Source organism: Mesorhizobium sp. M1252, assembly GCF_040318265.1.
Classification (GTDB): Bacteria; Pseudomonadota; Alphaproteobacteria; order Rhizobiales; family Rhizobiaceae; genus Mesorhizobium.
Genome location: NZ_JAMYLX010000005.1, coordinates 124,719 through 148,909, shown reverse-complemented (window position 1 = coordinate 148,909; position 24,191 = coordinate 124,719). Strand labels below are relative to the sequence as shown.

At 60.3% G+C, this 24,191-nt stretch carries 20 protein-coding genes and 3 pseudogenes; 9 read left to right on the top strand and 14 right to left on the bottom strand.

Annotated features, from left to right (window positions below):
* Positions 1-228: 228 nt before the first annotated feature.
* The 5 genes from NKH22_RS12425 to NKH22_RS12405 all read left to right on the top strand — a co-directional run bounded on the left by NKH22_RS12425 (position 229) and on the right by NKH22_RS12405 (position 5,686).
* Complete coding sequence (locus tag NKH22_RS12425) at positions 229-1,221, top strand: substrate-binding domain-containing protein (protein WP_352909654.1); 993 nt, start codon at positions 229-231, stop codon at positions 1,219-1,221.
* 80 nt (positions 1,222-1,301) lie between these two features.
* Positions 1,302-2,816, top strand: a complete 1,515-nt coding sequence (locus NKH22_RS12420) for a sugar ABC transporter ATP-binding protein (protein WP_352909652.1) — start codon at positions 1,302-1,304, stop codon at positions 2,814-2,816.
* Positions 2,809-3,816 carry an ABC transporter permease gene (locus NKH22_RS12415; protein ID WP_023667741.1) on the top strand — a complete coding sequence of 336 codons (1,008 nt, stop codon included), beginning with the start codon at positions 2,809-2,811 and terminating at the stop codon, positions 3,814-3,816. Before NKH22_RS12420 ends, NKH22_RS12415 begins: the two co-directional genes overlap by 8 nt.
* Positions 3,813-4,838, top strand: a complete 1,026-nt coding sequence (locus tag NKH22_RS12410; protein WP_023667740.1) for an ABC transporter permease — start codon at positions 3,813-3,815, stop codon at positions 4,836-4,838. Before NKH22_RS12415 ends, NKH22_RS12410 begins: the two co-directional genes overlap by 4 nt.
* Entirely contained in the window at positions 4,835-5,686 is an 852-nt protein-coding gene (locus NKH22_RS12405; protein WP_023753927.1) for a sugar phosphate isomerase/epimerase family protein, read from the top strand. The genes NKH22_RS12410 and NKH22_RS12405 overlap by 4 nt, the downstream gene beginning before the upstream one ends.
* Positions 5,687-5,891: 205 nt before the next feature.
* On the opposite strand, the pseudogene NKH22_RS12400 reads toward NKH22_RS12405, so the two are convergent.
* Positions 5,892-6,551, bottom strand: a pseudogene (locus NKH22_RS12400) (ABC transporter permease); the annotation flags it as partial.
* Here NKH22_RS12400 and NKH22_RS12395 point away from each other — a divergent pair.
* Positions 6,552-6,875, top strand: coding sequence for a GMC oxidoreductase (locus NKH22_RS12395; protein WP_502908569.1), 324 nt, complete (start codon positions 6,552-6,554; stop codon positions 6,873-6,875).
* A gap of 152 nt (positions 6,876-7,027) precedes the next feature.
* On the opposite strand, the gene NKH22_RS12390 is transcribed toward NKH22_RS12395, so the two are convergent.
* On the bottom strand, positions 7,028-7,192 hold the full coding sequence (locus tag NKH22_RS12390) for a hypothetical protein (RefSeq protein ID WP_023715648.1): 165 nt from the start codon (positions 7,190-7,192) through the stop codon (positions 7,028-7,030).
* Here NKH22_RS12390 and NKH22_RS12385 point away from each other — a divergent pair.
* Positions 7,152-7,405: pseudogene (locus NKH22_RS12385) on the top strand (MBL fold metallo-hydrolase); the annotation flags it as partial. The gene NKH22_RS12390 and the pseudogene NKH22_RS12385 sit on opposite strands and share 41 nt — an antisense overlap.
* Positions 7,406-7,428: 23 nt before the next feature.
* On the opposite strand, the gene NKH22_RS12380 reads toward NKH22_RS12385, so the two are convergent.
* The 7 genes from NKH22_RS12380 to NKH22_RS12350 form a co-directional block, all read right to left on the bottom strand.
* Positions 7,429-8,172, bottom strand: a complete 744-nt coding sequence (locus NKH22_RS12380) for an ATP-binding cassette domain-containing protein (RefSeq protein ID WP_023686849.1) — start codon at positions 8,170-8,172, stop codon at positions 7,429-7,431.
* 9 nt (positions 8,173-8,181) lie between these two features.
* Complete coding sequence (locus NKH22_RS12375) at positions 8,182-9,381, bottom strand: alanine racemase (RefSeq protein ID WP_352909648.1); 1,200 nt, start codon at positions 9,379-9,381, stop codon at positions 8,182-8,184.
* 12 nt (positions 9,382-9,393) lie between these two features.
* Positions 9,394-10,362 (bottom strand): ABC transporter permease, encoded by a 969-nt coding sequence (locus NKH22_RS12370; protein ID WP_023827936.1) that lies wholly within the window; start codon positions 10,360-10,362, stop codon positions 9,394-9,396.
* A 35-nt stretch (positions 10,363-10,397) separates the two neighbouring features.
* A complete protein-coding gene (locus NKH22_RS12365) occupies positions 10,398-11,459 on the bottom strand; it encodes a substrate-binding domain-containing protein (RefSeq protein WP_352909646.1) in 1,062 nt (353 codons plus the stop codon).
* 68 nt (positions 11,460-11,527) lie between these two features.
* Positions 11,528-12,589: a substrate-binding domain-containing protein gene (locus NKH22_RS12360; RefSeq protein WP_352909644.1), complete on the bottom strand. Its 1,062-nt coding sequence runs from the start codon at positions 12,587-12,589 to the stop codon at positions 11,528-11,530.
* A 31-nt stretch (positions 12,590-12,620) separates the two neighbouring features.
* Entirely contained in the window at positions 12,621-13,874 is a 1,254-nt protein-coding gene (locus tag NKH22_RS12355; protein ID WP_352909643.1) for a M20 family metallopeptidase, read from the bottom strand.
* On the bottom strand, positions 13,871-15,085 hold the full coding sequence (locus NKH22_RS12350) for an ROK family transcriptional regulator (RefSeq protein ID WP_031251268.1): 1,215 nt from the start codon (positions 15,083-15,085) through the stop codon (positions 13,871-13,873). The genes NKH22_RS12355 and NKH22_RS12350 overlap by 4 nt, the downstream gene beginning before the upstream one ends.
* 919 nt (positions 15,086-16,004) lie before the next feature.
* Between NKH22_RS12350 and NKH22_RS12345 the strand changes: the two genes are divergently transcribed.
* Both NKH22_RS12345 and NKH22_RS31515 read left to right on the top strand, forming a co-directional pair.
* The gene (locus tag NKH22_RS12345) at positions 16,005-17,351 is read left to right on the top strand and encodes a family 1 glycosylhydrolase (protein WP_023667728.1); all 1,347 of its coding nucleotides are present in this window, start codon (positions 16,005-16,007) and stop codon (positions 17,349-17,351) included.
* Between the two features lie 334 nt (positions 17,352-17,685).
* Positions 17,686-17,931 carry a MucR family transcriptional regulator gene (locus NKH22_RS31515; protein ID WP_373420121.1) on the top strand — a complete coding sequence of 82 codons (246 nt, stop codon included), beginning with the start codon at positions 17,686-17,688 and terminating at the stop codon, positions 17,929-17,931.
* 172 nt (positions 17,932-18,103) lie between these two features.
* Here NKH22_RS31515 and NKH22_RS12335 read toward each other — a convergent pair whose 3' ends face one another.
* The 5 genes and pseudogenes from NKH22_RS12335 to NKH22_RS12315 all read right to left on the bottom strand — a co-directional run bounded on the left by NKH22_RS12335 (position 18,104) and on the right by NKH22_RS12315 (position 24,042).
* The gene (locus NKH22_RS12335) at positions 18,104-18,652 is read right to left on the bottom strand and encodes a hypothetical protein (protein WP_023728077.1); all 549 of its coding nucleotides are present in this window, start codon (positions 18,650-18,652) and stop codon (positions 18,104-18,106) included.
* 234 nt (positions 18,653-18,886) lie between these two features.
* Positions 18,887-19,111: pseudogene (locus NKH22_RS12330) on the bottom strand (Arm DNA-binding domain-containing protein); the annotation flags it as partial.
* 516 nt (positions 19,112-19,627) lie between these two features.
* Positions 19,628-19,888: a hypothetical protein gene (locus NKH22_RS12325; protein ID WP_352909641.1), complete on the bottom strand. Its 261-nt coding sequence runs from the start codon at positions 19,886-19,888 to the stop codon at positions 19,628-19,630.
* A 300-nt stretch (positions 19,889-20,188) separates the two neighbouring features.
* On the bottom strand, positions 20,189-21,697 hold the full coding sequence (locus NKH22_RS12320) for a septum formation inhibitor-activating ATPase (RefSeq protein ID WP_352909639.1): 1,509 nt from the start codon (positions 21,695-21,697) through the stop codon (positions 20,189-20,191).
* Complete coding sequence (locus tag NKH22_RS12315) at positions 21,697-24,042, bottom strand: phospholipase D-like domain-containing protein (RefSeq protein WP_352909637.1); 2,346 nt, start codon at positions 24,040-24,042, stop codon at positions 21,697-21,699. Before NKH22_RS12315 ends, NKH22_RS12320 begins: the two co-directional genes overlap by 1 nt.
* Between the last annotated feature and the right edge of the window lie 149 nt (positions 24,043-24,191).

Here is a 24,191-nt window from a genome sequence, read left to right as displayed (position 1 = left end):
GCGGATCGTTTACATCAATCGAGAAATGTTTTTAGACGCTGGTGGCGTGACCGCCTTGCTAAATCTATTTAGCACCTTGACCGGCCGGCATTCAAAGTCTTTTATGGCGCGTTCTGGGAGGAATGCGGCGCCGAGTGCGTCAATGCCGTAGGGCCCAAAGGGGTGGGCCAAACAAAGCCGACATGGGCAATAGGCAACCCAAAAACTCGTCAATCAGGGAGGAACTAAATGTTAGCAAAAACTATACTCGCGGCAGCGTTCGGCGCAGCCCTTTCGGTCGCCACAATGGATGCTGCACTGGCGAAGGACATCAAGGTTGGAGTCGTCGTGAAGATCGGCGGCATTCCCTGGTTCAATGCCATGGAAACGGGAATAAAGGAAAAGTCGAAAGAGCTTGGCGACGACGGCTTCATGGTCGGGCCGACCAGCGCCGACCCGGCACTTCAGGTCCGCGCGATCGAAGACCTGATAGCTCAGGGCGTCAGCGTAATTGGCGTCGTGCCGAATGATGCAAACGTTCTCGAGCCGGTTCTAAAAAAGGCGCGCGACACGGGCATCAAGGTCATAACCCATGAATCGCCGGACCAGGTGAACGCTGATTGGGACTTCGAAATGGTCTCGGCCCTTGGTTTCGGTGAGGCCCATGCCAAACTATTTGCCGAGAAAATGGGCGGCAAAGGCAAGTACGTCGTGTATGTGGGTTCTCTTACCGTGCCCGCACACAATGCCTGGGCCGATGCTGCAATCGCCTACCTGAAGAAGAACTTTCCCGACATGCAGATGGTTGGCGACAGATATGGCGTCGCCGAGAGCGCCGATGACAGCCGAAAGACGGCTCTGGATGTGCTTGCCGCCAATCCTGACCTCGGCGGCTTCCTGACGTTCGGCAGTCAGGGACCGATCGGCGCCGGACGCGCGATCGAGGAGCAGAAGCTTGGTGACAAGGTGGTTCTTGTCGGTTCATTCTCGCCTAGCCAAGGCAGCGCAATGCTCAAGTCCGGCATTATTGACGGCGGCTACATGTGGAATCCTCTGGAAGCGGGCAAAGTATTCGTAACAATGGCTGATTTTCTGGCGGGCGGCGGTGAAATCACCGACGGCATGACGATCGAAGGTCTGGGTGTCGTTCACCCTGACTTCAAAACCGGCACCATCATCGTGGACGCTGTGCAGCCTATCACGGTCGAAACGGTCGATGGTCTTGCAGCCCTAGGGCTTTAGATGGCGGACCATGGCTGGCGTGCCGGGGTGGCAGATCAATCCCGGCACGCCCCATCCTTGTCATTTCAGAAGGGCCCGCCGTGAACCTCGTCGCGTCTACGACGCAGGACCTCCCACCGGTTCTGTCGTTTAGCAACATAAGCGTCACATTTGGTGGCGTTAGAGCCCTCCAGGATGTCGCCTTCGAGGTTCTCCCGGGCGAAGTGCAATGCATCGCCGGTGAGAACGGCAGCGGCAAGAGCACCCTGATCAAGGTAATCACCGGCGTTTGTCAGCCGCTAGGCGGCGCAAACATGTCGATCGCCGGAAAGTCTGTCGACATCATGTCGCCGGCTGCGGCGCGCAGCGCCGGGGTGGAAGTCATCTGGCAGGACCTCGCACTGTTTCCTGAAATGACAGTCGCGGAAAATATCGGGATCAGAACTGTCCTCGGCAACATGCCTCGGCTCGTCGATCATTCGCGCATTCGCGAGGTGGCGCGAGGGCTGTTGGCGCGGCTTGGCGCCGACCTCGATGTCGACGCGCCTCTGCGTAGCTTTGCAATCGCCCAACGTCAGATCGTCGCCATCGCCCGGGCGCTCGCCGGCGATGCGAAGGTTATTTTCATGGACGAGCCCACATCGTCGCTTACTCAATCGGAAACAGACCGGTTGCTCGCGATCGTTCGAACACTCTCGAATGAAGGCATGGCCATCGTCTTCGTCAGCCATCGCCTTGCAGAAGTTCTGGAGATCTCAAGTCGCGTCACCGTTCTGCGCGACGGTAAGGTCGTTGGGGTGTTCCCGACCGCCGGAATGACCCAATCACGCCTCACCGAACTAATGACCGGCAAGACTTTCGACCAAACCGTGAGCACGAGAAACCTTAGTGGATCACCCGTCGTGTTGAAGATCGACCGATTGACCCGCGCAGGCGACTATGACGACGTTTCGCTGACAATACGGCGCGGTGAAACGCTTGGCCTGACCGGGCTACTCGGCGCCGGTCGCACAGAACTCGCGCTTTCGATTTTCGGCATGCTGCGCCCAGACCGCGGCAGCATCGCACTCAACGGGACGGTTCTTCATCTGAACTCCAACCGCGACGCAATCCGCGCGGGTATTGGATATCTCTCCGAAGACCGCTTGTCCCTTGGTCTCATACAAGCTCAGTCCATCGCCGACAACGCCGTTATCCCGGTGCTCGACAAGATCCTTGATCGAGGGCTGATCTCCTCGGAGAAGAAGGATGCGCTCGTCAATCATTGGATCGAGGAATTGGCGATAAAAGTCGGGCGGCAGACCGATGCGATTTCCACGCTCTCAGGCGGCAACCAGCAAAGGGTGGCCATCGCCAAATGGCTGGCGGTCGGACTGAAACTGATCATTCTTGATTCGCCGACCGTGGGGGTGGACGTTGGCGCACGGGCCGGCATCTTCGAGATTGTCGCCAAGCTCGCTGCCGAAGGCCTGGCGATTCTGCTGATATCCGATGAAGTGCCGGAGGTCTATTTCAACGCCGATCGCATCCTCCATATGGCCGCGGGCAAGATAGTCGCCGAATACGACCCGCACGCCATCTCGCTCGGTGACCTGGAAGCTGCCGTCTATGCGTAACCGCGGCAAGCTCTTCCGGGCTCATCCCACCGAGACATGGCTCGTTGTGGTTCTTCTCATCATGAGCGCAGGTCTCTCCGTTGCGAGCGACAAATTCTTCACCATTGCCAATCTCTTCAATCTGCTCAACACAAGCTCGACAAATCTGATCTTCGCGGTTGGGCTGCTGGTGGTGTTGATCGCCGGGGGCATCGACATCTCCTTCGCTGTGGCCGCGTCAGTGGTTCAATACGTCGTGGCGCTGGCTCTAGCCCAAATGGGAGGTGGTGATTGGTTCATCGGCCTCACCTTGGCGGCAATTGTCGGGATCGCCCTGGGTGCGGTGAACGCCGGCCTCATCTACTATTTCCAGATCATTTCAATCGTTGTCACCATCGCCACCTTCAATATTTTTTTCGGCCTGCTGATGTTCTTCACGCACGGTGTATCGATCTACAATCTGCCTGCATGGTGGACGCATCGCACTGTGCTTTTCGAGTTCCAACAGGCGAATGGCAATTGGGCCGAGCTAACACTGCCGGTTGCGATCATGGCGGTCTGCGTCGCCGCCACCTGGGGGCTTATCCGGTATACCACCACGGGACGGCAGCTATACGCTTTTGGCGATAACCCGGAGGGCGCCCGTCGCCTCGGTATCAACATCGCGGCGATGCACTTCATTGCCTTCGGCTGGCTTGGTTTGATGGCCGGGATCGCGGGACTTGTGCAGGTGCACTATTCCCAGGAAGTCGTGCCCAACGCATTGGTGGGGCGCGAGCTGGACGTGCTGGCAGCTGTTGTCCTTGGCGGTGCCAGGCTGGGTGGCGGGCGCGGCACCGTGCTCGGTTGCATCCTTGGCGTGTTTCTTGTGTCGGTGACGCAAAACGGGCTGAACCTCCTCGGCATCTCTCCCTATGCTTTCAAGATGATCGTCGGGGCGATCATTCTGATTGCCATCACGCTGTCCAACGCGCCGCTCGGGCATATCCTCGCGGGCTTGCGGCAGAGGATGGGTACATGACGCAGCGCGTGCTCGAAACTGGAGCGCTACGGCACGGATTCTTGCGCCGTCTTGCCGGCACGTTGGGCGCCGAGAATATCGGACTTTTGCTGGCATTGATTTTGGTGATTGCATTCTTCGGATCTCTCTCGCCGCGATTCCTGTCCAAAGCTACCTTTGAATCGGTGGCCTTCCAGTTGCCTGAACTTGGACTGCTTACGCTCGCGATGTTGATGCCGATCATCTCGGGCGGCATCAATCTCGCCGTGACGTTCACGGCCAATCTCTGTGGCCTCACGCTCGCCTGGGTTCTTCAGGCCAACGGAGGACCGGACGCAAGCATCTATGCCTTTCTACTCGGTTCCGTTCTTGCGGTCGGCGTTGGCACGGCAAGCGGCTTGGTCATGGGCCCGGTGATAGCCTATACCGGCGCGCACCCCATCCTCGTTTCGCTCTCGGTGATGATTTTCCTGCGCGGCCTTGGCGAGTTTCTGACCCGCGGCGCCGACATTTCGGGCTTTCCCGAATTCATCCAGCCCTTGGGCCACGGCAGCATCGTCGGCATTCCTGTCCCGCTGCTGATACTGCTCGGCGCAGTCATCGTCTGGCATGTCTTGATGACCCGAACCAGGCTTGGCTTTTCAAACTATATGGTCGGCTCCAACATCGAGGCGACGCGCTATTCCGGCATCTCGACGCGACGCGTGATCATTCTGATCTACGCGCTGTCTGGCGCCATGTGTGCGTTGGCCGGCATTATCATGATGGCACGATTCAATTCCGTCCGTGTCGGCCATGGCGAGTCCTATGTGCTGATTACGGTGCTTGCCTGCTTCTTGGGCGGGGTGAATCCGTTTGGCGGCTTCGGCAAGGTCGTTTCGGTCTTCCTAGCCCTCATCGTTTTGCAGTTGCTTTCTTCGGGACTGAATCTCTTGGGCGCCAGCCAGCACCTGGCCACAGCCATTTGGGGCATCATGCTGATCGGCGTCATGATCTTGCGGTGGGCTGCCGGGCAGCTCAATTTCATGAGGATAACACGATGAAGGGTTTTGGCGTTCATACGAGCATGTGGACGAGTGGTTGGTCCGTAGAGGGCGCCGAGCACACTGTAGCGGCGGTGAAAAAATACGATCTCGATTTCATTGAAATTTCGCTGGCCGATCCATTTTCTTGCGATGCCGATCACACCCGCAAGCTGCTGGCGGCAAATGGCATGCAGGCGGTGTGCTCGCTAGGGTTGCCCGAACATGCGTGGGCATCGCGCCACCCACAGGAGGCGATTGACTTTCTCAAGGTGGCTATCGACAAGACGGCCGACATCGGAGCCCAGGCGCTATGCGGCGTAATCTATGGCGGCATCGGCGAGCGTACTGGCGTGCCACCTACGCAGGACGAACTTGATAACATTGCGAAAGTGATGACGTCCGCCGCCGCGCAAGCCAAGTCTCGCGGCATCGAACTCGGTGTCGAAGCCGTGAACCGCTACGAGAACCACATCATCAACACCGCGGCTCAGGCGGTGGCTTTGATCGAACGAGTGGGCGCCGACAATATGTTCGTGCACCTTGATACCTACCACATGAATATCGAGGAAAAGGGCATGGGCAACGGCATTATCACCGCCCGCGATTACCTCAAATATATCCATCTCTCCGAGTCTGATCGCGGCACCCCAGGCGAGGGCAATTGCAATTGGGATGAGACGTTCGCAACGCTGGCCGCAATCCGCTTCAAGGGCGGGCTCGCGATGGAGAGCTTCATCAACATGGATCCGCGTCTGGCGTTTGGCCTCAGCGTGTGGCGTCCGGTGGCCGAGAGTGAAGCGGTTGTAATGGGCAACGGTCTGCCGTTCTTGCGCAACAAGGCACGGCAGTACGGGCTGATCGCATAAAGTTACATCGCCATGCGAGATCGAAACTCGGCACATCATGAGCCGACTGCATCGACATTGTGGCGACTGCCTTCGAAGCAGGAGCCGCTCGAGAGGCAATATTGCGGCGTTTTAGATCCCGGCCTTCGGCTGCCCCCCGGGCGCAAGCAGCCAACCGGTCGGCGATCGCAACTGCCGTGAACAACCTATTTCACCGGCTTGGGCATCACAGCCTACCTTCGGCGGTTGCGAGCCGGCCCCGCATCAATTCGCGGCGCTTTCGAAACTCTGTGTATTCCTGGTCGGCCAGTACCCCGATCTGGATCACCGATCCACTCACGGCAAAGTTGAGTGAGGAGGGAATGCCTAGAAGATTGACAAGGTTCTGAAGCACCTGCAGCAAGATCGTTCCAAGCACCACACCAATGATTGAGCCTTCCCCGCCCCGCAACGAGAACCCTCCAATGACGGCGGCGGCGATCGCGTAGAGCTCGTAGAAATTGCCGTGCGAGCTTGGCAGGATCGAGCGTGTGTACATTGCGAGAAAGATGGATGACAGCGCCGTCAGCCCGGCGCAGATCACATAGGCGCAGATGATAACCCGGCCGGTACGGATTCCCGAAAACCGCGCGGCCTCTTCATTTTTGCGGACGGCGTAGAGGTATAGTCCGAAGGCGGTACGGTGCAGAACGACCAACATCACCGCCGCCAGGACAAGCAGGAAGACAAAAGAATGAGGAATGGGAATGGAGGTAGGCATTGTTGGTAAGAACCGAAACCAGATCGGTACGACCGGTGGTGAGATATTCCAGATCCTCGAAGCGGGTTTCGAGGGAAAGCCTGCCGTCGCATCTTGCGTGTTGCCCTGCTGCTCGCCGGCATGAAGATCGCCCGCACCATCCTGCGTCAGCCGGCCCTGCAGGCGGTGATCGCCGAGGAGCTGTCGCCGGGCGGGGCCGCCGACCTTTCCGATCAGTCCATAACAGACCACATCCTCGAACACGCCAAGACGGTTTATCACCCCTGCGGCACCTGCCGGATGGGCACCGATGACCAGGCGGTGGTCGACCCGCAATTGCGCGTGCGCGGCGTGCCGCGCCTACGCATCTGCGACGCCTCGATCATGCCGCGTCTCATCAGCGGCAACACCAACGCGCCGGTGATCATGATCGCCGATCGGTGCGCCGATTTCATCCTCGGCAGCGCTTAGCGAGAAACGGGCAGCCCAGAGAAATCCAGGCTGTTTTGAGACGGTGTATCTGTCCAGCGCATGCAGCGACTTTGTCGCGACCGAAACCGGACAGCTTGACGCCGCCGGGCGGCACGGTGATGTCGGCGCCGCCATACATTGCATAGGTCCTATCAAATCGAGACTGGGATAGCGATGCCAACGCGCTGCTGTTGGCCGCCAGAAAGCTGGTGCGGATACGCCTGGAGAAATTCAGGCGATGCAGGCAGCTTCACCAGACGCAGCAGTTCCAGCAGCATCCATGACGGCGCCGAAGTCGCGCCCGGCTTCCAGATCATCGCTGCGCCGGCCACACGCCCGGCCACTCGGTCTACCTCGCAAACTACGGCAAGGAACAGCGCATGATTTCGGCCGACACGATGTATGTGCCAGCGCTGCTGGCGCCGCATCCGGAGTGGCAAGGCAGCTACGACCAGGACGGGCCGATGGCGATCACCACGCGGCACAAGCTGATCGATCGCGTGATCGCCGACAACATCCGGATCTCGGGCGGGGGCTCTCAGAGAGGTTCCTGCTATTGCTGCTGCAGGCCGGTGATCATGGCAATGATCTCGTTCTTATCGGTCTTCGCGGTCTCGCGAATTCCAATCTGCTTGCCACGCCTGAGAACACAGATGCGGTCGGAGAGCTTGAAGACCTGGTCGAGGCTGTGGCTGATGATCAGAATGCCGACATTGCGCTGCTTCAGCGACTGGACGATAGCCTCCACCCGGGCGGTTTCGGCAACGCCCAGCGCCGCCGTCGGCTCATCCAGCAGGATCAGCTTGCTTGCCCAATGCGTGGCGCGCGCGATCGCAACGCCCTGGCGCTGGCCGCCGGAGAGATCGCGGATAGTGGCGTGGGCGGAGGGGATGCGCACGTCCAGTTCCTTCACCAGTTTCTCGGTCTCGTCGATCATGCGGCGGCGGTCGAGCAAACCGAGGCGGTTCAGCGGCTCGCGGCCGAGGAACATGTTCATGTAGACCGTCTGCTGGTCGGCCAGCGCCAGGTCCTGGTAGACGACCTCGATGCCGTGCGCGCGCCCCATGGTGGCATTCGACATCGTCACCGGTTTTCCTTCGATGACGATGGTGCCGGACGAGGGCGGGTGGACGCCCGAGACGATCTTGACCAGCGTCGACTTTCCGGCGCCGTTGTCGCCGACGAGTGCAACGATCTCGCCCGGGAAAACCTCGAGCGAAAAACTCTCGATCGCGGTGATGCCGCCGAAATTCTTGCGAATGTCGTGCAGCTGAAGGATGGGCGCGCTCACCGTCATGTGTTTCTCCTAGACTGGCCAGGCATAGGGTTCACCGAAGCCGTTCTCGATGGTTTCCACTTTCGGATTGTCCGTCGAAATGCCCGACACGCCGACAATATGGGCGCGGGTGACGAAGGCCTGGCCACGGAAGCCGAACACGGCGCTGTCGCCAGGCTTCGGCGCGTTCGCGCCGGCGGCATCGATCATGGCGTAATAGTCGATCGCAGAGGGCGGCGGCACCTCGACGCTGCGCAGTGCCGAGCCTGCCGTCGTCGGTTCAGCCGAGACGATCGCCTTGACGTCGTAGTCGGGGAAGATCGGATCGATGTAGAAGCCGCCGCCAAGGCAATAGGCCTTGCCGCCGGAGAGATGCGAGACCTCGGTGAGATAGAGCACCGCCGGCAGCTCCGGCAAATCTTCCATGACATGCAGCGCGGTGGTGCCATGTAGTCCATTGCCGGGCTCGCACTGCGTCGCGCCGGCCTCGGCGAGTGCCGCCAGCATGACGCTCGACGTGGTGCCCGGCGCGTTGATCTCAATGTCCTTGCGGCCTGCCTTGGCCAACGCTACCGCAGCTTTCGCGAGCGTCGCCAGATTGGGGGTCGGCAGCACTTTTCGCGAAGCATGATCGAACAGCAGAGCAGGGAAAGTGGTGATGCCGGCGAAACGGCCGCCTTCGACGGCATCCAGCCGGTCGGCGACATCGATAATGTCGGCGGCATTGAAACCGCCTTCATGGCCGCGATAGAAGATATCGCCTTCGGCGGCGATGCGGGCCAGCAGGTCCTGCACATAGCCGGCCGCCTTGGCGCCTGTTGCCGCTTCCCCAGCCTTGGTAGCGTTGAACACGGTCCAGTAGTCCGGCTTGAAGGTTTTCGCCGCAGCCGCCGCTTCGAATTTTGCGACCTGCTGGAGATGGCCGAGATGGCCAAGCTTCATGCCTGCCTTGTGGGTGGCGCGGGCGCAAGCCATGTCGACGGCGACCGCGCGGTCAATGCCGCCGCGCATCACAGCCCGGCAGAACGACGAGGAGCGGCCGACCTGCTTGGTCATGGCGAAGATCTTCAGGCCGTTGCGGTTGGCCTCGCTCTTGAGAACCCGCGCATTGGCCTCAACCGTGTCGAGATCGAGCACATAAGCATTGGCCGGCAGCTTACCTTGCTGGTGCAACCGGATAGCTGATTCGATGAAGGCGGGGTTGCGGCGGCGCAAAATGTCGAGAAACATGGATGGCTTCCTTCAGCGGTTCTTTTCGCGCAGCGACACGGCGACTGCGGTCAGGATGATGAGGCCACGCACGATCATCTGGTCGGAGACCGACAGGCCCATCAGGATCAGGCCGTTGTTGAGCATGCCCATCATCAACGAGCCGACCAGCGCGCCGACCACGGAGCCCTTGCCGCCATTGAGCAGCGTGCCGCCGACGATGACGGCGGCGATGACCGTCATCAAGTCGGTTTCGCCGAGAGTATATTTTGCCGCCTGCAGGCGACCGGCATAGAGCAAGCCGGCAAGACCGGCGAGCCCGCCGCTGATGGTCAGCACGGCGAGCCTGATCCTGGGCACGCTGATGCCCGATACGCTTGCGGCGCGGGCATTGTCGCCGGTCGCCAGCACATGCGCGCCGAAACGGGTCTCGCGGAACACCAGGTGGCCGATGGCCACGGCAATCACCGACCACCAGACGAGTGAGGGGACACCGAGCAGCGAGCCGGAACCGAAGAAGCCGGTGAACGCTTCGTTGGTCAGCGAGATCGAGCGAAGGTCTGTCATCGAACGCGAAACGCCGGCGAACAGGCCGAGCGTCGCCAGCGTCACCAGGAAAGAGGGCAGCCTGACATACGCCACCAGCACGCCGTTGATGGCGCCGATCAGCAGGCCGGCGCCGAGGCCGGCGACTATCCCTGCCGGCATGCCGTACGCGTTGATGGTGACGGCGGCTGCAAGGGCCGCCACCGCCACGATCGAGCCGATCGACAAATCTATTTCGCCGGCCGACATGACGAAGACCAGGCCGATGGCCATGATCGTCACCGGCGTCGTCTGCAACACGATGTTCGATAAATTCCGGACGGTGAGGAAGCCGCTGTCCCGCAGCACAATGGCGAAGAACAGAAAGATCGCCAGGAAACCGAGGTAGACGACATATTGCTGCAGATTGAAGCGGCTGGCGAAGCTGCCACCGGCACTGGTGTTGGCACTGGACATTTTATCCCTCCGGTGGTGAGCGCTTCGCCTCGAGCCTATTTCACCGCGTCCGCGATGGCCGCCGGTACGTCCTTGTTGAGGGACTTCTTCCAACCGTCCTTCACCGTGTCCTTGGTGACGGCGATGGAATCTACGGCATAGAATGGTTCGGCCTTCTTGCCGACCAGCGAACCTGCCGAGGCGCGCGCCAGCGTCACGCCAATGCTGTAGGCCTCGTCGGCGACGAGGGCCGCGATGTTGCCGCCCTTGACCATGTCGAGCGCGGCAGGCTCGTTGAGGTCGAGCGTGACAATCTTGGTGTGCATGTTGCCGGCACCGCGCAAGGCCGAAAGCACGCTCAGCGCCGGTTCGGCCCAGGTGACATAGATGCCGTCCAGGTCCGGATGCTGGGTGATCATCGCCTGGGCGATGTCTTCGCTGCGCGCCGGGTCGGCCATGCCGGCCTCGGCCTCGATCTTCATATCGGGATAGTCCTGCTCGATGGTCTTCTTGAAGGCCTGGTCGCGCTGGTTGGTGACGTAGAAGTCGGCATCGTGGAAGATGTAGCCGACCTTGCCCTTCTTGCCGAGCGCCTCGGCCATGGCGATGCCGGCCTTGTTGCCCATCTGAAAGAGATCGTCGGAGACGATGGTGACATAGTCCCTGCCCTGCTTGTAGCCGGCCGGGGAATTGTCGACGAAGCCGAGCTTGACGCCGGCCTGGCGTGCCGGATCGTAGACCGAAGCTGCGGTCGCCGGATCGACGGGGAGCGACAGGATGATCGACGGCTTTTTGGCCATCACCGTCTCGACATCGGCCTTCTGTCGCGCGGCGTCGAAACCGGCATCGGTCTGCGCCACCACCTCGATGCCGAGGCGCTTGAATTCGTCATGGGCGCCGGCGTTGACGGCGTTGGTGTATTCGCTCATCTCGTGCCAGACGAGGGCGGCGGTGAACTTGCCGTCCTTGATCTGCTGCTCTTCGGCTGGCGTCAGCGTAAGACTGCTCGCCGGCACCGGCTTTTCACCATTCGGTCCTGTGGTGACGCCTTCAGCGGCGAAGGCGTGCATGGCTAGCAGGCTCGCCACTGTCGTTATGATTACAGATGCTTTGCGCATGTCCCGGTTCCCTTTTTGTTGTGTCGAAGAAAAGCTCCGGTGCGGCGGGCCGCGCCGGAGCGTGAGCCTTACTTGGCCGCGTCGAGCACCGGCTGCGGCGCGTCGCGGTTGAGCGATTCCTTCCAGCCCTGCGCGACATTCTCCTTGGTGACGGTCAGGGCCGGGGCGACGACGAAGGCTGGTGTCGGCTGGCCAAGCAGCGACTTCATGCCGGAGGCAGCCATGGCGCGGCCGAGTTCATAGGCCTTGTCGGCGACGAGGGCTGCGACATTGCCGCCCTTGACCATGTCGAGCGCGACCGGCTCGGCGAGGTCGAGCGTGACGATCTTGGTCCTGGCGTTGCCGGCGCCGCGTAGCGCCGACAGCACCCCGTCGGCCGGCTCGGCCCAGGTCACGTAGATGCCGTCGAGATCGGGATGCTGCAAAAGCATCGCGTTGGCCAGTTCCTCGGCGCGGGCCGGATCGGATATGCCCTGTTCGGCGACGATCTTGATCTCGGGATAGACCTTCTCGATGGTGGTCTTGAAGGCTTGGTCGCGCTGGTTGGTGACATAGTAGGCAGCGTCGTGGAAAATGTAGCCGACCTTGCCCTTGCCGCCGATCGCCTTGGCCATCGCGTCCGCAGCCTGCTTACCCATCTGGAATAGATCGTCAGTCACGATCGAAGCGTAATCGGTGCCCTGCTTGTAGCCCTTGGGCAAGTTGGACAGGAACACCAGCTTGGTGCCGTCCTTGACCGCCTGGCGGAAGGCTTCTGCCGAGGTGACCGGGTCGAGCGGCAGGGCCAAGATGACGTTGGGCTTGGCGGCCAACGCCGTCTCGATGTCGCTGCGCTGGCGGGCGGAGTCGAACTGGGCATCCGTTTTGACCGCAATGGTGATGCCGGCGCGGGCGAATTCGTCGGTGGCGCCGGCGGTTACCGCATTGGTGAAATCGGACGAGGTGTGCCAGAGCAAGGCAGCCTTGTAGCCCTTGTCCTTGAGCGCGGCGATGTCGGCATCGCTTAGGATCACGTCGGCACTTGGCGTGGCGCTCTCGCCCTGCGGGCCGACCGTCTGTGCGAAAGCTGGGTCGGCGGCAAGCATCAATCCGCCGGCAAAGGCGGCGGCGATCAGTGTCTTCATCGACATGTCAGTTCTCCCATTTTGCTTCGTTGGTGGTTCAGTCGGCCACGCCGCAGTAGCGGGCCATGAAGGCGGCGAAGCCGACTATGCCGGCGAAATATTCCTCGACATCCACGTGCTCCTCGAATGTGTGGCAATTCCTGATGTCGCCGGGCGCGCAATAGACGGCAGGAATACCGAGCTGATTGATGATGAAGGGGGACTCCGACCAGAACGGTGCGCCCTCGATGACGCCGCGTCCGCTCATTGCGCCAGCCATCGCGTCGGACAGCATGGCGACTTCCGCCCGCGTTTCGCCGATCTCGGCAGCGGTGCCGCCCAGCCTGTGGTCGCGGCCGGCGGGGTAGGCGAACTCTACCGAAATATCCGGATCGGCGATCGCGCCGCGCACGGCAGCCTCGATCTCGGCGGCGGCGGTGTCGAGGTCTTCGCCAGGCAACAGCTTGCGGATCAGCGAGAGCGTGCAGCGCTCGGGAACGGCAATGTAGCCGCCGCCGGCAAGCCCGGTGATAAGCAGGAAGCCGCGCCCGACCAGTTTGTGCTCGGCGCGCGCGGCGACCTCATCCGAATGCTTCCAAAGCGCCGTCATCGCGGCATGGCTTGCACGGAGCGCATCCTTGCCGAGTTCTGGCACACCGAAATAGGCGGATTTGCCGGTAATCGAGATATCGGTGATGAAGAAGCCGATCTGCGCCGCATAGACGGCCAGGCGGGTCGGCTCGACATAGACGCTGAAATCGGGTGCTGTGACCTCGCCGGCCTTGATGCGTCCGACGAAGTGCTTGATCCCGGCGGAAATGCCGGTGCCGGGCTGGCCGCTCTCCTCGTCGCCGATGAAAGCAAAGGCGACGTCGCCCTTGAGGCGAACGCCGGCCTTGTCGAGTAGCGCGAGTGCCGCAAGCGAAGCAGTGATGCCGGCCTTGAGGTCGCCGGAGCCTCGGCCCCAGACAGCACCATCAATGATCGGGGCGGCGAACGGATCCTCACGCTCGGTGCCTGCCCAATGCTCGCGCCAGCCGTCGACATGGACGGTGTCGGTATGGCCGATGAACAGCAGGCGCTTTCCCTGGTCGGCCCCCTTGCGCTCGCCCCAGATGTTGGGCCGCCCGGGAAGGAATTCCGTCCTGGTCAGGCCGCTGAGGTCAAGGTCGCGCATCCTGGCTTCTAGGAAGTCGACGAAGTTGGCTTCGTTGCCGGTGATGCTCTCTCGGCCGATGGCGCGGCGAAACAGCGTTAGTGCGTCGTCGCGGTCGAGCGCTGCCTGCAGGCGGGCGGTAATATTGCGAGTCATATCGCGGCCTCCTTCAGGGCGGCGGCCTGGGCAGGCGGCAGCGAAATCCGGCCATCAGGCGCGTCGACGCCGAACAGCGTGTTGTGCAACTGGCCAAGGCCGATTGCCGCCGCGCCGATGAGGGCTGCGCGTGCGCCGAGTTCGCTCGCCTCGACCCTGACCGGATAGGGGAAGCATAGCGGCAGAAGCGCCTGCACCCTGGACAGGATTTCGGGCCGCAACCCAATCGAGCCGCCGAGGATAAACTTTTCTGGATTGGCGATTGCCGCGATTGCCGCAACGCCTTGCGCCAGATGGCGGGCAGTTTCGTCGAGCACGGTGAGCGCGTCCTTGTCGCCACGCGCGGCATTCTCGAATATTTCCGGCACGGAGATTTGCCTGCCGGTGAGGGCGTGGTAGCGATCGGTCATGGCGTGGGTGGCCACCGCGCGTTCGAATGCGCCGGTGCGCAGTGATTCCTCGGTGAAGGGATCGGCCCCGATCGGCATGAAACCGATCTCGCCGGCGGCGTGCCCAGCACCCCGCACCAGATGGCCGCCCAGCATCAGCCCGCTGCCGATGCCGGTGCCGAGCGCGATGTAGGCGAGATTGTCGATGCCCTGGCCTTGGCCGAGCCAGTTCTCGCCAAGCACCGCGAGATTGACGTCGTTCTCGATCATCACCGCGACGCCGAGCGCTTCTTCGAAGGCATCCAGCACATTCATTGTGTCGAAGCCGGCAATGTTCGGCGCCATTAAAATGCGGCCGGTGGCCGGGTCAGGAGCGCCAGGCGCGCCGATGACGGCCAGGCGTATCTTCTTGCGCGCGACGTGCTGTCTGGCCGCGGCATCGAAGGCCAGCGCTGCAATCTGATCGACGACGAACTGGCCGCCGCGCGGGTCGGTCGGTGTGGCGGCTTCGGCAAAGATCTGGCAGGCAAGGTCCGTCAGCGCGACCCGCACCTTGGTGCCGCCAAGGTCGACGGCGATGATATAGGCTGCGTCGTGGACCAGTTCGTAGGTGACGGCGGTGCGCCCGACATGGCCGCTGGTGCGGCCGGTTTCCTGGACCCAGCCCTCCTGCTCGAGCCCGCGCATGATTTCGGAGATGGTCTGCTTCGACAGGCCCGTCAGCTTGGCGATCGAGGCGCGGGAGATCGGCCCGCCCTGGACGATCGCTTCCATCACGGAGCGCTGTGAGAACTGACGGGATATGCGCGGCAGGTCAGTCACATTGAACTCCCGTTAATTCGTTCTATGAGCGAACTTATTATTCGGAACTGGACCTGTCAATGTATGTTCGCGAGCGGCCGTTTTTGCGCACGCGAACATTGATCCGGAGGCAGGATTCAGGCGCGGTGCTGCCGTTCGGCAGAAGATAAATGCGGTCAGGGAGTGGCTGGATCAGCTTCTTGAATCAATTGGGCGAACAGCTTCGCAGCGCATTGACAAATAACGATCATGCTAGTCTCTGAGGGGCACTGTTTTCTACAGGAGATCAATACAGCGGATGGTTCGCCGGTCCATATCTCTCGTATTCTCTCGTATGGGTCTGTCGAACCATGGGACGATGAACGAGACCAACTATTGGCTTCGAGAATATCGGTGATGTACCGCGGGTCTGCGTCCCAGTGAATGGCTCAAATGGGGCCGGCAGCGGAACGTCCGTTTGCAGTTTGCAAACGTGGATAACTACCATACCGCCTTAACTCGCAAAGACCCGTTTGACGCCAACTGGGCTGGCCCGAAGCCGACCTCTCCGTCCAGCATAGTCCGATCATATTCGGCGCAAGCTGCTCGCTTGAACCGTGGGATAGAATTCCGCCAATCTCGACCCGCCTATGCCTGGGTGGCCCCTGCTCACAATCACGAGCGTAGCGCCATCTTTCCGAATGGCCGGGTGAGGCTGGAGAAATCGCCGCTGAACCTTCTCGACCAGCCATTCTTCGGCTTTGGCAAAAAGCCGGTTCGAAGGCTTTTCCGCCATGTGCCGTTGCCTTTCGCAACGAACGGTCAACCGACTGTGAATAGCACTTGCAGGCACGTGGTTGTCAGGCGCCCACCGAACTTGACAAGCAGTCTTGCAGGAACTGCGTCGAGCACTGAACGTTTGACCAAGCGCGGGCATCTCCGCCTTGGCTAAGGACCATCAATGTTCACGTTCATGTTTGCCACCGGCATCGAGAACAGCACCCCCACCATTCGACAAGGCCGGGAGCGCGTCGACGAAATGGAAAAATGCCGCTTCTACGAACGATGGCGCACCGACTTCGAACTGGTCCAGGATCTCGGGGTGCATTTCCTCCGCTACGGACCTCCCATCCACAAAACATGGCTGGGTGACGGACGTTATGATTGGGCATTCGCCGATGAGACCTTCGCGGACCTGAAGGCGAAAGACATTCTTCCGATCGTCGACCTTTGCCATTTTGGCGTGCCGGACTGGATTGGCAACTTCCAGAACCCGGACTTTCCGACACTATTCGAGCACTACGCCAGGGATTTCGCGATGCGCTATCCGTGGATCCAGCTCTTCACCCCAATAAATGAGATGTTCATCTGCGCCACCTTTTCGGCCCGCTGGGGATGGTGGAACGAACAACTGAGCAGCGACACTGCTTTCGTCACCGCCCTCAAGCACATCGTGAAGGCGAACGTGCTTGCCATGCGGGCGATTCTCGAGGTGCGGCCGGACGCCATCTTCATTCAGAGCGAATCCTCGGAATACTTCCACGCCGATTCTCCCGAGGCGGTCGGCAGAGCGGAACGGTTCAACAGCGAGCGTTTCCTGTCGCTTGACCTCAACTACGGTCATGACGTCGACGCGCACACCTATCGCTATCTTCTCGAAAACGGGATGACGGCCGAAGAATACAGTTTCTTCCTGGAAAGCCATCTGCGCAGGCATTGCGTGATGGGCACCGACTATTACCAGACCAACGAACATCGGGTTTGGGCAGACGGAACGACGTCCGGGTCCGGCGAGGTGTTTGGCTATGACGAGATCACGCGGCAGTACTTCAACCGCTACCGGCTTCCCGTAATGCATACGGAGACCAACATCAGCGAAGGCCCCAATGGAGACGAGGCCGTCTATTGGCTGTGGAAAGAGTGGGCCAACGTGCTGCGGATCCGCAACGATGGCATCCCCATCGTAGGCTTCACCTGGTACTCGCTGACGGATCAGGTGGACTGGGACAGTGCGCTTCGGGAGAACAACGGACGGATCAATCCGCTCGGCCTCTATGACCTCGACCGAAATCCGAGGGCGGTGGGGCGCGCTTTCAAGGCGCTGATCGCGAACTGGAACAAGCTGTTGGCCACACAAAGTGTCTGCCTTGCTTTGCCGGTCTTTCTTCCCTCACAGCAAGACGATGCCATTGTTCGCGCGCAACAGGATTATGCGCGCAGCCTGCTGAGCGTGGATCGGGTCGCTGAAGGCTGGACTGAACCACTTGCTGCTCCCCAGAAAGAGGTCGAACCCGATGCGCCTGGATAACAAGACTGCATTGTAACCGGTGCTGCAAGCGGCATTGGACTGGCCATCGCCATGCGGTTGGGCACCGAAGGTGCACGGGTGAGCCGACGTGGGTGGAGGCAAGGTCGAGAAGGCGCGCATCGGTTCGACAAGGGGCGCGCCGGGGAGGCCGCTATCACGGTGCTGTCGACTTGCGCTCACGCGTTCGGCAGGTTGGTAATAATCGTCAACAACGCGCCGGCCTGATAATCTTTAACCATTGAGGCATTCACTAGAGCGGGCTGGCTGAAGGTGCTGAGCGTCGACCTGCTGGGAGCAATTTATTTCGCCGGAAAGGCATTCGCTCATATGACATCTGGGGGGCGTCATCGTAAAACATATTGAGTGTGCGCGGTCGAGACGAGCTCCGCATGTCGAGCTATACGCCGCGGCAAAGGCCACCCTCCTGTCTCTAACCGAGACCCGACGCAGTTCGCACCTTGGCCGACTGGGCATGAATCCGGACGATTACCGAACCAAATGGAACCTGCCTCGCAATTACCCGATGGTGGCACCCAACTATTCGGGAAGCGTTCCGCATATCGCCTCTAACACCCAGTAGCGGACAGCTCTCGCCTGAGGCGTCAGTCGTCGTTGAAGCGCTCCGGCATCGCATTCGAGGCCAAGGCTGGTGCACAAGGATCATGACATCGAATTCCACTCTTTACAGGAACAAGTGCCTTTCCTCGGGATTAGGATTCGACGCCGCAACGGCGTCGAACCCCAAAGGAGACTCACATGAAACGTAAGATTTTGACAGCTACAGCGATCTCTCTCTGTCTCGCCACCGCGGCCTTGGCGCAGTCGTCGGGAACATCCAGCGGCACGAACGGAACGTCCGGCTCATCGGCCGGGTCGGGTATGAGTTCTACGTCCGGCTCCGGCCAAAGCGGTATCCCGAGCGGCTGGGACAGCAAGCTCTCCGGCTCATTCTTCAGCGACGCCAATTCGGGAAGACTTCTGTCGCAGGATGAGATCCGCAAGAACTGGTCGTCCCTGAGCTCTGAACAGCAGGCACAGGTTCGCTCCGACTGCTCGAGGATGACGGCCAGTAACGGCACTGGCTCTGGCACAATGACCGGCACGTCAGGTAGCTCGGCTTCGACCGGCAGTGATACAACGGCGAGTATCGGCACCGGCTCTGGCACAGCCACCGGCACTTCAGGCAGCTCTGGTTCGACCGGCAGTAACACCACGGCCAGCAACAGCACTGGTTCGGGTACAACCACCGGCACGTCGGGATCCTCGAATACAGCTGGCGATACGACCGCCAGAACCAGCACGGGTTCGGGCGCAAACTCGGCTGCTCAAATGGCTTCGATGCAGCAGCTCTGCACTCAGGTTCAAGGGATGTGAGTGAATGCGGCGCTCCGGGCCGGCTTGGCCGGAATAAGAAGAGGCCTTGGAGGCCCGGGCATCGCTTTGGTTTGGTAGCCATTTCGGCGCTGAAGTCGGCCGGAGACCGGGGTGACAACTCGGCGCTTGTCGCGCTGCTTTTCTATCGCCGGCGACCGTCACTCGCCAATAGCGCGCTTCGCGTCGAGACACTTCTCCCGGCTGAGGCAAGCGAGATTCCGTCCCGTCCATACCTGCCAAGATAGACCGTCTCGCGGCCTCCGTTGAGCCTGTAATCCAGCCGAAAGGAGATCGCGCCACTGGGCATGACGCGAACATACATGCCGTCGCAATCTTGTAGATGTTCTCTTTTGGTTCAGGGCTTTAAGGGCGACGTCCGTCAGCATTCCCCGCTACCTCCTGAAAAGTACCGTCAGTACAATTTCGAGGCTCTTCGGCAGAAATTTTGTTTTATCTTCAATTCCTTAAGGCATAAAAAAATACCGTCAGAGCCTCATTGGATCTGACGGTACTTCGAAAAATCTGAGCTACCAATATGCGGAAGGTCCCTCAGCCGGTCCGTCAATCCAATCTCTGCGCACCGATTGTCGCCGAATAGGTTTATATGTGTTGTCAAATAGTTATGGCGTACAATGGCGTGTTTTCGGCGGCGTTTGAGTGGGCCTGAATCACTCCCACTCGATTGTTTCCAACCAGGCTAGGTCATTGATCTAAAGAGGTTTTTTCTTGTTTTCCGCTCGAAAATCCGACACATGGGCCGTCAAAAAGTTACGCTTTTGATTTTGAAGGGAAAATCGTCGCAAAAAATATTCTGAGGTTTCACAAACTATCGGGGCCAATCGGGCGATTTCTCACACTTTGCGGCGTTCGACGTCTTGCCTCCGCCGCCTTGAAAAGTACCGTCACTGCTCGCCAAGTAGCGTATTTTTTTGTTCAGAATCAATCGCCATGGAAGGCCCGTCGGAAGTAGCGAGAACGTTGATTTCATTGGATTCTTCGTGAGTCAAAAATCGAGGATCTTCCCGCATCGCCGCCCCGCGTTGGGCGGCACGGTTCCCCGAAAGTTCTTCGTCCTTGCCGGCTTGCCGCAAGTTTCTCGTTGGCAGTGACCCCAGACCGTACGCATTCGGCCCACATAGCGGTGTGACGCCGTCGACGATCACCGCGATGTCGTGACACCCCCACGCGTTGATGGGTGCTGAGCCCAAGGCGTGCAGCCGCAACCAGGTCGCTCTATGAGCTCGTCGTCACGCATTTCTCCTCCGTTGCTCTGGGGCCACCGCCACCGGCTTGCGGTCGCTTCGCATATGTTGGCGCGAGTCTTGCCAGCCCACGATTTTCGTCGGTCGAAATATCCTTGCTGTTTCCAGGACCGGTTCATATTCATCGATCAGGAGTGCCGTTGTGTTGGCCATGAAAAAAGTGATGGATCCGCCAACGGCTGTGTGACGCTGTCAGAGTGGCTAGGCTTGCGCTGACAGCATCTGGCACTCTTCCAACAGGTTGATCGCGGTGTCGAGCCGGTCCGGCGTCGCCTCGGGTGGATTACCGAGAGTCGTGCCGGGCGTTTGAGTCCACCCTCCTTCGTCCATGACGATGCGCAGCCGAAGTATCGTCTTACCGCGGCCGCGTGCATCCGACAGCCCGCGATTGACGCACCAATAGGTATGCTGCGCCATGATCCATGTCTCAAGAACGCGTACGAAGAAGTCCCGTGGAGAAAGACCACGCCAGCTTTCGGCTTCCTTGCGGGCGCGCGCTAGCGGTAGACGGTCGAAGGTCTCGAAGTCGAGCGCTTCGCCGGGGGCTTCGTGAAGGCTGTGGCGCAGCCCGTCGACAATTGCTGCCGCTAATTTAGTGCGCGAGTGCAAGGCGCGTTTGATCGTGGCGAGAACGTTGACTGGATTTTCTTTGGTGGCATTGTCAAGCAGCCATGCGCCTGCCGTTCTTGGTAGGCGTTTCTTTCCCAACTCTCCGATAAACTCGTTGGCGACGGCAGAGCTATGCATCGGCCCATCGCCCAGCCTCTCCACGAACCAGAAGAAGAGCCCTTCGAGTGCAAGACGGAAAACCTGTCGTACCTGGACCGCACGCCAATCTTCAGTGATCGACGGACAGTTGCCAGGATCGTCCCAGGCATGTGGCGGATCTGACATGCGCGCTCGAACTTCGTCCAACTCCCATTCTTGGCTGGCGAGGTCGTTGAAACCAGCGCGAGCGAGCGCTATGCCCTGCTGGCGGATGAGAGCCGCTAGTGGCCCGCCCAGTCGCTCAAACAACGCTTTACGTTCGATCGCGAGAGGTTTCCCCATCGACCATAGCTTACCCCATCGCTCGGCGTCCTCGCGCTTGACCCTCACCGATCCGAGACGGTTGAACGCGGGGTGATCGAGTTCCCCTTTGATCTTCTGCTCGAATGCATCGAGGACAGAATCCAATTCCGGCGGCGTCCGGAAAATGCCAGTGCCTTCATCTGCTCGCACGAGCCATCCCATGGTCTGCAGGCTCGGACCGTAGTTCAGCGGCGAGACCAGGCCGGTCGAATACCGGCGCATGTCGCGCCGACGCTCCCATTCCTCCCCTCCAAAAACATAGCTTTTGACTTCGAATAGCTTCCGCATCGCTACCGCGCCTGGCAGGTCAGCACCAGGATCAATGAGAAACTGTGACCATGCGTAGAGCGCTTCGATGCGGTCGACAAAATCGCGTATTTCGGAATCGAGCGCGCCATCCTTCTTGCCACGTTCGAGCAGGCGACGGACCCGGCGCCATGCCCACGCCATTAGGACATAAGGCCGAATGTGCCGCGCGACGTTGTTGAGGTTGGGCAGCACTCGATCCATTAATCCGAAATTGATCTGACGGAGCCCAAGCGGATCAACGCCGCCCTGGCGGATGCCGATCTCGTCCAGTATCTGTGGCTCTCGAGTGGACGAGGCACTCTCGAGGAGTTCGCTGAGCGTCGCCGGCATTAGAGGGCCTTGCTCAATATCAGGCGGCCGCAACATGTCGTAACACCGAGTTGGCGGAGGTCACCGGATCTACCTCGCGGGAAAGTCATGTGGCAGCGCGGACAGGCCGGCGGCGGCGTTTCGACAATATAAAATTTTTCGAGTAGCGCTCGGTCGGTGAGGGCCTTGTGGAGCTGCGGCCAATACTCCGACTTCGCTAAGAAGAGGGAATCGATCAAGGCTGCTCCCGCGTTGGCGGCCGTAAGATAGGCGCGCACTTCTTCCCCTGCGGTCTTGGCGCTGCAGATTGCCGCTATGAACCCCGTGACGCCGAACCCTTTCCCGAGCAGATCTATGAAGGCCGGGATCGTCTCAAAACTGAGGGGATCAAGCGTGATCGGATCAACTCCGTGCTTCAAGAGGGTGCGCCTTACTCGCGAGGCGCCGTTCGGTGCACCATCGGTGCCATAGTAGACGAGGAGCGACGCCAACGCTTGGTTTTCCGTCGGCCCGCTGTAGGAGGAGATCGCGGGCATTATCTTTCCGAGCCACTGCCGCACGTTGGCGGGTGACGGCCGGATGCGATCGACGATAAAATGCGTCAGAGCGAGAGCCAGCAAGGGATCGGCGCTCGCGCTTGTAGGGTCGAGCATTTTCGGTAAGAGCGCTTCAAAGTTCTCAAGCGATTTTGTATTCTGCTGATCTTGCTTACGCGCGCGTTTTTCGCGTGCGTCGTGGTCGTCATCGTCATCGTCGTCGGTTTCGCCGCCGGCATTCCAGGGTCCGCGAGGGGTCGAAAATGCTGCGCGCAGGAGCGCCATCGCATGCCGCCACGCGACCGAACCGCCCTCTACAAACCCTTGGTGGGTATTGCTTGGTGCCGCACCTTGAAGGGCGCCAAGGTGCACAAATGTAGCAGTTTCATCAAGGTCCTCGCCCGCAGATGTTCCTGAAATCTTGGTGGCACGGGGCAGCCTGTCCGGATCTTCGCGAAACCAGGCGAGCATGGCTGAAACGTCGGCCGGGGTCTCATTGCCGGCAAGGATGGCGAAAATGCGGGTCGCCATTGGACCCACACGCCGGACAAGCTCCGAAGCGGCTGGAATGGCGACAAAACCTTCGAGCACTTTCTCGCCTTGCTCAATCCGAAGAACGAGGCGTCCGCTCTCCCAAGCCTCCTGTTCAAGCCCGGGCGCACCTATGATGAGGCGACCCTCACCATTTATGTCTCCTTGCCCCAACTCACGGGTCTTTCGGACACTCCGTACGTAGACTGTCACGCTACCCCGAATCGCTGGAGTGATGACGGTCGCCTCCACCATGCCGCCCTCAAGCGAAGCCCGAAGGACACCCACGCTGTCGTGTGTCTCCTCCTCTTCGTCAGTGGTTTCCACCTCGGACCGCTGGGGCGGCGATGCACGTGACGGCTTCCAGCCTAGTTGTGCATTGCGCTGGATTCGAAGCACCGACGCCTCGACATTGGCCCCAAAAAGCCCAGCGTGCGTGCTGTTGGCACTGCCAGAGATCAGCAACCTACCCCGTCGGCAGAGAACCTCGATCGCCTTTGCGTGAAGCGGGCGGTCGTCGGCCGCGAACGGCGTCGCGACATTCACAGCCTTGCGCTTGCGCGTTCCGTTGAACGGCCAACAGGCTGCGCCTAACCCGCGCACGGTCCCATCTGGATGAGCATGCAACCGCACATTGTCGCACGACAAAGCGTCAGACAAAGCGTCGACCCCGCGCCCGTCGAGGTCGTGATAGGGCGATACGACCGTGATCTGCAGAGCGCCGCCGAGTTCGTCGGCGAAGCGCTGAATCTCCGCGGCGATAGAGCCACCCACGCTGTGAACCAGCCGAACATCCCCTGTCTTTGTCGCGGCACGGTTTGCGGCGCGAAGGGACTCTGCAACCCGGATGCAAGCCGGGCCGGCCTCGGTGCGAATGTAGTCGGAGATGCTGAGTAGCTCGAACAGATCCGCCGCGTCGTCGACCGCATCAGCTGCGAAACTCGGATGGAGGTGTTCGACCAGTTCGAGATTGCCACCCCAACCGCCGAATGTCAGATTTCCCGAGCCAACCAGCAGATGAGCGTCCTCTGCGGTCGCGAAGACGCTTATCTTCGGATGGAACACACCGGTAGTACAGGCGATTGGCTCAATATCATAATCGCGGCCGGCACGGCGGGCACCTTCCTCGCTCAGACCTGATCGTACACCTTCAGGATCGGCGAGAATGAGAGCCGATTGACCGCCGCCTCGGATAAGACGATCTAGAACGACAGCTTCAAAAAAAGACAGGCTCAACGCATAGGTCGTGAACGTAACGCTCCGCCATGGCGCTGCAGATACCAAATCTAGCGGATCCAATCTCTACTCCCCGCCAAAAACTCGACGCGTTTGGCATCCCGGCAATCAGCATATCAACAGTTCGTCTTTAATCTCTAACCTAGACTGCTCGCACCGGTCGCTGACCGCTTGTCCGGGAACCGCAATCCGCTATACGCGTGCGGCAAGCC